The 6,770-nt window shown below is 59.2% G+C and carries 8 protein-coding genes; 6 read left to right on the top strand and 2 right to left on the bottom strand.

Annotation, left to right across the window (positions count from 1 at the left end; translation table 11 throughout):
• On the top strand, positions 1-962 hold a 962-nt coding region (locus VFE81_RS13425; RefSeq protein ID WP_325045060.1), incomplete at its 5' end, for an alkane 1-monooxygenase.
• An 86-nt stretch (positions 963-1,048) separates the two neighbouring features.
• Here the strand turns inward: VFE81_RS13425 and VFE81_RS13420 are convergent.
• On the bottom strand, positions 1,049-1,453 hold the full coding sequence (locus VFE81_RS13420) for a DoxX family protein (RefSeq protein ID WP_325045059.1): 405 nt from the start codon (positions 1,451-1,453) through the stop codon (positions 1,049-1,051).
• Positions 1,454-1,556: 103 nt separating this feature from the next.
• Positions 1,557-2,282, bottom strand: coding sequence for a pirin family protein (locus tag VFE81_RS13415; RefSeq protein WP_325045058.1), 726 nt, complete (start codon positions 2,280-2,282; stop codon positions 1,557-1,559).
• Positions 2,283-2,418: 136 nt separating this feature from the next.
• On the opposite strand from VFE81_RS13415, the gene VFE81_RS13410 reads away from it, so the two are divergent.
• The 5 genes from VFE81_RS13410 to VFE81_RS13390 all read left to right on the top strand — a co-directional run bounded on the left by VFE81_RS13410 (position 2,419) and on the right by VFE81_RS13390 (position 6,741).
• On the top strand, positions 2,419-3,309 hold the full coding sequence (locus VFE81_RS13410; protein ID WP_325045057.1) for a LysR family transcriptional regulator: 891 nt from the start codon (positions 2,419-2,421) through the stop codon (positions 3,307-3,309).
• Positions 3,310-3,450: 141 nt separating this feature from the next.
• Positions 3,451-3,993 (top strand): Lrp/AsnC family transcriptional regulator, encoded by a 543-nt coding sequence (locus tag VFE81_RS13405; RefSeq protein ID WP_325045056.1) that lies wholly within the window; start codon positions 3,451-3,453, stop codon positions 3,991-3,993.
• Between the two features lie 135 nt (positions 3,994-4,128).
• Positions 4,129-4,641, top strand: coding sequence for a peptide-methionine (R)-S-oxide reductase MsrB (gene msrB / locus VFE81_RS13400; protein WP_325045055.1), 513 nt, complete (start codon positions 4,129-4,131; stop codon positions 4,639-4,641).
• A 19-nt stretch (positions 4,642-4,660) separates the two neighbouring features.
• Entirely contained in the window at positions 4,661-5,404 is a 744-nt protein-coding gene (gene msrA / locus VFE81_RS13395) for a peptide-methionine (S)-S-oxide reductase MsrA (protein WP_325045054.1), read from the top strand.
• 440 nt (positions 5,405-5,844) lie between these two features.
• The gene (locus VFE81_RS13390; protein WP_325045053.1) at positions 5,845-6,741 is read left to right on the top strand and encodes a MipA/OmpV family protein; all 897 of its coding nucleotides are present in this window, start codon (positions 5,845-5,847) and stop codon (positions 6,739-6,741) included.
• Positions 6,742-6,770: the final 29 nt, after the last annotated feature.

The following is a 6,770-nucleotide window of genomic DNA, read 5'->3' as shown; positions in this document are numbered from 1 at the left end:
ACGACCCGAGCAATCCGCCCGAGGACGTCGTCCCCACGCTCGAACGAGAGCGCTATTACCGCCGCGTGGTCTATCTCGCCACCTTCATCGAATACGTGTCGTTCATCGGCGCGCTGTGGATCGTCGGGACACACGCATTGAAGTGGTACGACTACCTCGGCTTTGCGCTCTCGCTGGGCGCAGCGACCGGCGTATCGATCAATACCGCTCACGAGCTCGGTCACAAGACCGATGGCTTCGAACGATGGCTCGCCAAGATCACGCTGGCGCCGGTCGCCTACGGTCATTTCTTCGTCGAACACAATCGTGGACATCATGTGCGCGTAGCGACACCACCCGACCCGGCGAGCGCGCGCTATGGCGAATCGTTCTGGCGTTTTCTGCCGCGTACGGTATTCGGCAGCATCGCGTCGGCGTGGCGCCTCGAGAAACATCGGCTCGAACGCCTCGGCAAATCGCCCTGGACATGGCGCAATGAAGTATTGCACTCGTGGACCATGACAGCGGTGCTGTGGGGCGCGATGATCGCGCTGTTCGGTAAAACGGTGATTCCGTTTCTGCTGGTTCAGGCGGCGTATGGCGCCTCATTGCTCGAAGTGGTCAATTATCTGGAGCACTACGGACTCGGCCGCAAGCAGCTCGCGAGCGGCCGCTATGAGCGCTGCCAGCCGCAGCATTCATGGAGCAGCAATCGTATCGTGACGAATCTGTTTCTGTACCAGTTGCAGCGTCACGCCGATCATCATGCGAATCCGACGCGCTCCTATCAGGCGCTGCGTCATTTCGACGGCGCGCCGCAATTGCCCTCCGGTTATGCGACGATGATCATGTTCGCGTATGTGCCGCCACTGTGGTTTCACGTGATGAACCCACGCGTGGTCGCGCATTACCAAGGCAATATGGCGCAATCGAATATCCGGCCGGCCATTCGTGAGCGCGTGTTGGCGCAGTTTGCCGGTTAGCGCAGATTGCTTCATGGAAAGAAAAGCCGCCTGGCCAATGCCGGGCGGCTTTGTTGTCGAGCTTGTCGAATAGCGGCAGCGCAGCCTTAACGCCGATCGATCGAATACTTGCCGGCGCCGGTCACGCACAACAGCAACAGTCCACCCATAATGCTGATGTTCTTGTAGAAGTTGATCATGTTTTCGTACTGCATCGCACCCGTCATGTTCCAGTAGTGGTGGCCGATGATCGCCGTACCCAGCGTATAAAGCGCCAGCAGCAGCGCGAGCGGCCGCGTATAGAAGCCCACCACCAGCGCAATGCCTACAACAAACTCCATGACGACGGCTATAACCGCCGACACCTCAGGCACCGGTGCGCCGGTCGACGTCATATAAGCGACGGTGCCGGAAAAGCCGGTCAGCTTCGACCAGCCGAACATCACGAACAGCACCATCAACAGGATGCGGGCGACGAGAATGACTGCGTCTTTCTGGTTTTCAAATAGCATAGCGCATGATTTTTCTCTGTAGGTAAGGAAGGAAGCGGCTCGCCGCAAGCTTCGCAGCGAGCCTCGCTTAAGCCGGCCAGGTCTTTCGACAGGGTTATGCCGCTTAAGCCCACAACTCCGACATTTCGATGTTACGCAGATCGAACACCAACACTTCCGCGTCGTGACCTTGCGTCAAGGTGAGAGCTTCTTCGCCGCGGACCCGTGCGCCATCGCCTTCGCCAAGTTCGACGCCATTCACCGTGACGCTGCCGCGCGCCACGTGAATATAAGCATAGCGATTGCTGGCCAGTTCGAGGCGTGCGGTTTCGTTACCATCGAAAAGACCGGCATAGACCCGTGCATCCTGTTGCAGCACCAGCGAGTCTTCTGCACCGTCCGGCGACATCACCAGACGCAACACGCCGCGCTTCTGATCCGAGCCAAAGTGGCGTTGCTGATAGCGCGGTGCGGTGCCTTTCTGCGCCGGTGCAATCCAGATTTGCATGAAGTGCACGGGCTCGCTCTTCGAATGGTTGTATTCGCTATGCGCGACGCCGGTTCCCGCGCTCATCAACTGGATGTCGCCGGGCACGATCACAGAGCCGGTGCCCATCGTGTCCTTATGTTCCAGCGCGCCTTCCAGCACGTACGAAAAAATTTCCATGTCGCGGTGCGGGTGCTTGCCGAAACCTTGCGCCGGTGCGACACGGTCGTCGTTGATCACGAGCAGGTCGGAAAAGCCGTTCTGTTTCGGGTCGTGATAGTTCGCGAAGGAAAACGTATGACGCGAGCTGAGCCAGCCGTGCTCCGCGCGGCCGCGTTGATTGGCGTGTCTGATTTCGAGCATCGTATTTCTCCTGGGTTCTGGTTGTGCGATCCGGCCAGATGTTTGTCCGCGATCCATGAGTGACAGTGTAGGTCAATCAGAATGTATATAATCAGATGAAAATATGAAACACTGTCTCGATCAGGTGGACAATACGATGCAACTCGATGACATGCGGATCTTCGTCGCCACGGTCGACGCTCATAACTTCACCGCGGCGGCAAAGCGGCTGGCGCTGTCGAAGCAGTTCGTCAGCCGGCGCGTGATGGCGCTGGAGGAGGCGCTCGGCGTGCAATTGCTCATCCGTAATACGCGCAAGCTGGCCGTGACCGAACTCGGTCAGGAGTTTTACGAGCGCACCAAACGTATCCTGGGCGAGGTGGAAGACGCCGAGCAGGCCATGTCGCTGCGCCGAGCCGGGCCGCGTGGGCTGTTGCGGGTCAGTGCACCGATGTCGTTCGGGATGATGCATCTGTCGCCGTTGGTGGCGAACTTCCTGCGCGAGCATAGCGATGTGCGCTTCGATATGGAGTTGAGCGATCGCACCGTCGACGTGGTCGGTGAAGGGTTCGATATGGCGATCCGGATCGGCACGTTGCCGGATTCGTCGCTGATCGCGCAGAAGCTGGTCGATGTCAGGATGGTGGCGTGTTGTAGTCCGGGGTATGTGCGGCGGCGTGGGGCGCCTCTTCATCCTGCCGATCTGGCGCGGCATTCATGTCTGTTGTATGGGCATGGCGGGGCGGTGAGTTGGGATTTTGTTGTTGATGGTGTGTCGAAAGGGTTTGAAGTGCATGGGCCACTTCGGGCTAATAATGGGGAGCTGATTCGCGATGCGGCGGTGGCTGGGTTGGGGATTGTTCGGCTTCCTGATTTTATTGTTGCTGAGGCGGTTCGGGATGGGAGGTTGGTGAGTGTTCTGGAAGAGTTTTTGCCTTCGGCGGCTACTGTTTATGCTGTTTATCCGCAGCATCGGCAGAGCTCGGTCACGATTCGGGTTTTTGTTGAGTTTTTGAGGGGGTTTTGGGGGAAGGGGTTGGGGGTGTGATTTTCCCTCGTATGCCGGATCAGTCAGTACGCCCTCCAGTCGCATACGTAGCTGGACGTGAACTTGCAAAGAAATTTTGTTGGGCATACTTTTGAAAATTATCAGTAGGCAATGACCTAATAAAGAGCCCAATAGAACCCTATGAGCGCAACAAAAGTTCGTGGTGCACCGGTCATTGGGGCCGCAGCGGCTGCCTCAATTTCATCTGCGGAAGCTGAGTCTCTTCATGCGCTTGATCGCATCGATCGCGCGATATTGCGTCAACTGCAGACCGATGCGTCGATTTCGAATGTCGCGCTTGCGGCCAAAGTTAAATTGAGTGCGCCGGCGTGTTTGCGGCGTGTCGAGCGGCTAAAGGAATCGGGGCTGATTCGGGGCGTCGTCGCGTTGATCGATCCAAAAGCGGTCGGGGCGGGTATGGTGGTCATCATCGGCGTGGTGCTGGATCGGTCTACGCCGGAGTCCTTTGCCGAGTTCGAGAAAGCAGCGCAGAAGGTGGCGGGTTGCATGGAATGCCATGTCGTGACCGGTGAATTCGACTATTTCATGATGATCCGCACGCGCGATAGCGACAGCTTCAATCGTCTGCACGCGGAGCAGTTGCTCTATCTGCCAGGCGTCCGGCAAATCCGCTCGTTCATGGTGCTCAAAGAAATCCTGTCGACCACGAAATTTCCGCTGTAAGCGGCACCCTCACGCAAAAAGACGCGCATGCTGTCATAAATCCCCTTGTCGCCCGACTAAGTGGCAGGACCACTCGCGGGCGGCGCGATCAGCGCCTCAACGGGTGAACGGTACGGACTTTCCGGGACGATCATCATGGCTTGCAGCAGACGGAGTTTCTTCAGGTTAATCGGCGCGGCGTCGCTCGCCGGTGGAACCGCGGCATGGCGCACGGCAGGCGCGGCGGAGTTGGGCACAGCGGCAGCCTACGAGGTCGCGCACAGTGACGCCGACTGGCACAAACTGCTCACGGAAGCACAGTACCGCGTGCTGCGCGAAGCAGGCACGGAGCGGCCATTCAGCAGCCCGCTGAACGACGAGCACCACGCCGGCACATTTTCATGCGCCGGTTGCGCACTGCCGCTGTTTTCGTCGAAAACGAAGTTCGATAGCGGCACTGGCTGGCCAAGTTTCTGGCAGCCGCTGGACCACGCGGTTATCACGCATACCGACAAGTCGTTCGGCATGACGCGCGACGAAGTATTGTGCCGGCGCTGCGGTAGCCATCTGGGTCACGTATTCGACGACGGCCCCAAGCCGACCGGTCTGCGCTATTGCATGAACGGCCTCGCTTTAACTTTCGCACCCGCCGCGCGCGGCACGAGTTGATCGAATCAGGACGGACATCATGAACATCGAGAAACGCATCATCGGCAAACCGGCCCGCTCGCGCGGGGCGGCCGTCGCGCTTTCGCTTGGGCTCGGCGCTCTTGCGCTGCTGCTGGCGCAGCGGGTGGCATTCTCGTCGGAAGCCGCGGTTGTCATTGCACCGCCCGCACTCGACGAACCGATCTCTGCCACGACCGCGCACGAAGAAACCGCCGTGTTCGCGGGCGGCTGCTTCTGGGGCGTGCAGGGCGTATTCCAGCATGTAAAAGGCGTCACGAAGGCGGTGTCGGGTTATTCGGGCGGCCAGCGCGACACCGCACAGTACGAGACTGTCAGTGGCGGTGAAACAGGCCATGCGGAATCCGTGCAGGTCACATTCGACCCGGCCAAAGTCACGTACGGGCAGTTGTTGCAGGTCTACTTCTCGGTGATTCAGGATCCGACCGAGTTGAACCGCCAGGGGCCGGACAGCGGCACGCAATATCGTTCGGCGGTGTTTCCGCTGAATGACACGCAACGGCACGTCGCGCAAAGTTACATCGCCCAGCTCGAGAAGGCGCATGCCTTCCCGGCGCCGATCGTCACGAAGACGGAGCCGTTCAAGGGCTTTTATCCTGCCGAGTCCTACCATCAGAACTACCTGACGCTGCATCCGAACTCCGCGTATATCGCGATCAACGATATGCCGAAGGTCGCAAACCTGAAGCGTCTGTTTCCGAATCTCTATCGCGACAAGGCTGTGCTGGTCGAAGCGGCGCAGTAAAACGGCGAGCGCCGCGAGGGCGGCGATCTTCCCTTTCCGGCGCTGCATCGCGCGGCGCCGGCTGCTATTTTGTGGCTGTATTCTGCCTGTCACCATCGTCACGGGCGCACGCGCTGGCGTCCGTCGGTCTATTCTTCCGTTTTTCCCGACCCGACCCGACCCGACCCGACCCGACCCGGCTCTCCAGCGACCAGGCCCGCATTTTGCACAGAAGCATCCGTGGGCAAATCTTTCGCACGTCTCTGTTCGTACGAATGCCCAATTTAAGAGGCGGCATCGGGTTCGAACGGTGCGTTTTGCCGGGCAAACGCGTGCGGTCTGCTGAAAAAATTACTTGCCGTGTGTTGCAATGCGGCGGTCACCCGGATGTTTTCTAATCCGTTGTGGACATTGGGCAAGAAGTGAACCCCTTCGCGATACGCGAGAAACGGAGGTTTCTGGTGTTGAATAGCCGTAGAAAGCGGATCGGCAAGATTCGCAATACACAAACAGGCATCGCGGCATCATCTCTGGTCGCCGTGACCATCGGCGGTATCGGCATTTTGCCGGGTTCGGCCTTGGCCCAAACACCTTCGCCATTGGGCGAATGGCAGTATTCCGTGGGCATTCCGCTGCAGAAGATGTGGCAGCCGGATATTCCGGACTGGCAGGTGCGCATTGGCGCGGCGACGTCGTTCCAGCCACGTTATGAGGGCTCCGACCGGTATCACGTGATGGCCGGTCCGAGCGTCGACGTGCGCTACAAGGACCTGTTCTTCTTTTCGAGCGGCGAAGGCCTTGGGGTCAACTTCGCGCAAGGGCAGAACTGGCGCGCGAGCCTCGCGGCGGTCTACGATCTCGGGCGTCGCGGTCATGACGATCCGCAGGAGTTGAACGGCCTCGGCAACATCAATCCGGCGCCAGGCCTCAAACTCTCCGGCGAATACGTCGTGTCGAAGGATTTCCCGCTCGTGCTGCGCGCCGACGTGCGACGCTATTTCGGCGGTTCGAACGGCTGGATCGGCGATCTGGGCGCCTATCTGCCGATGCCGGGCAGCACCAAAAAATTCTTCTGGTTCGCCGGTCCGAATGTGACGCTCGCGGACTCCACTTACATGAACAGCTGGTACGGTGTGAATCAGAATCAGGCGGCCCACTCGCAATATTCGCAGTATCACGCGAGCGCGGGCTTCAAGTCGGTGGGCTTCGGCATAAGCATGGTGTGGCTGTTCGACAAGCACTGGTTTGCTACTGCAGACGGAGCATTCGAACAACTGGTCGGCAGTGCGGGGAACAGTCCGATTACGCACAGCAGGGCCACCGGTGTGGCCGATATATCCATCAACTACCGCTTCTGATGCCGCGGTTTCCTTGTTCGGGCCTGGGG

The sequence above is a fragment of the Paraburkholderia sp. genome, from assembly GCF_035656215.1.
GTDB lineage: Bacteria > Pseudomonadota > Gammaproteobacteria > Burkholderiales > Burkholderiaceae > Paraburkholderia.
This window is presented reverse-complemented; position numbering and strand designations above follow the sequence as displayed.

Coding starts and splice junctions, on each gene's coding strand:
- VFE81_RS13420 (WP_325045059.1), bottom strand. CDS start 1,453: ATGCTATTTGAAAACCAGAAAGACGCAGTCATTCTCGTCGCCCGCATC.
- msrB (WP_325045055.1), top strand. CDS start 4,129: ATGGCTTGCAGCAGACGGAGTTTCTTCAGGTTAATCGGCGCGGCGTCG.
- msrA (WP_325045054.1), top strand. CDS start 4,661: ATGAACATCGAGAAACGCATCATCGGCAAACCGGCCCGCTCGCGCGGG.
- VFE81_RS13405 (WP_325045056.1), top strand. CDS start 3,451: ATGAGCGCAACAAAAGTTCGTGGTGCACCGGTCATTGGGGCCGCAGCG.
- VFE81_RS13415 (WP_325045058.1), bottom strand. CDS start 2,282: ATGCTCGAAATCAGACACGCCAATCAACGCGGCCGCGCGGAGCACGGC.
- VFE81_RS13410 (WP_325045057.1), top strand. CDS start 2,419: ATGCAACTCGATGACATGCGGATCTTCGTCGCCACGGTCGACGCTCAT.